The 762-nt window shown below is 32.5% G+C and carries 2 protein-coding genes; one reads left to right on the plus strand and one right to left on the minus strand.

The features are described from left to right. A partial coding sequence (locus C9J46_RS21365) for an IS3 family transposase (protein WP_370444993.1) occupies nt 1–195 on the plus strand: 195 nt, incomplete at its 5' end. A 107-nt stretch (nt 196–302) separates the two neighbouring features. Here C9J46_RS21365 and C9J46_RS21370 read toward each other — a convergent pair. Beyond that, nucleotides 303–620, minus strand: coding sequence for a hypothetical protein (locus C9J46_RS21370; protein ID WP_107291496.1), 318 nt, complete (start codon nt 618–620; stop codon nt 303–305). Nucleotides 621–762 lie beyond the last annotated feature (142 nt).

Genomic DNA, 762 nt, shown 5'->3' on the forward strand with positions numbered 1-762 from the left:
TTTAGAAGTTTAAAAACAGAATGGGTACCAAATGTAGGTTATCGTAGTTTTGCTGAAGCAAAACACGAAATCACTCGATATATTATTGGTTATTACAGCCAATTACGACCACATCAATATAATGGCGTATTAACACCGAATGAATCAGAACGATTATATTGGTTAACCTCTAAAACCGTGGCTAGTATTTGTTGACCACTACACCTGTCCGATTTGGTTTTGTTAACCCATTATACCAAATACAAAAAACCGCCATGATGAATGATGATGCGGTTTTTTAACGTAATCAGAATGTATGCGTACTATGCTAAACCATTACCAATGTTTCTACGGGATACAGCAAAAGACACTCTTTTAAATAGTTCAAAAAGCTCGGTAATACTAACATCAAACTCTGACATTTTTGGCTCTTTACCTTTCTGAGTTAGATTCAAATACGTATCTTTTCCATAATAAAGGCATACAGTTAAATTCGTTACTTTAAAACCTAATATATGATCACTGCTCTCTATGTACCCGTGTTTTAAAGCATATTCTCTTAAATAAAGTTCATCTGCGTCATCTAGAGCAATTGAACCTGTCCATTCATTTTCTTGAGTTGAAGCTATTATCTTATCCATTTTAAAATCCAAGTATTAAATGTTTATAGCCTAACCATACAACCGAGCCAAAACACTGTCAAGTGCTTGTTTTTTAAATGATTTATTATAAAGATCTATTACAAGATTTTATTGTAATGAATATTTATAACACTCCCTGTTG

The organism is Photobacterium sp. GB-36 (assembly GCF_003026135.1).
GTDB lineage: Bacteria > Pseudomonadota > Gammaproteobacteria > Enterobacterales > Vibrionaceae > Photobacterium.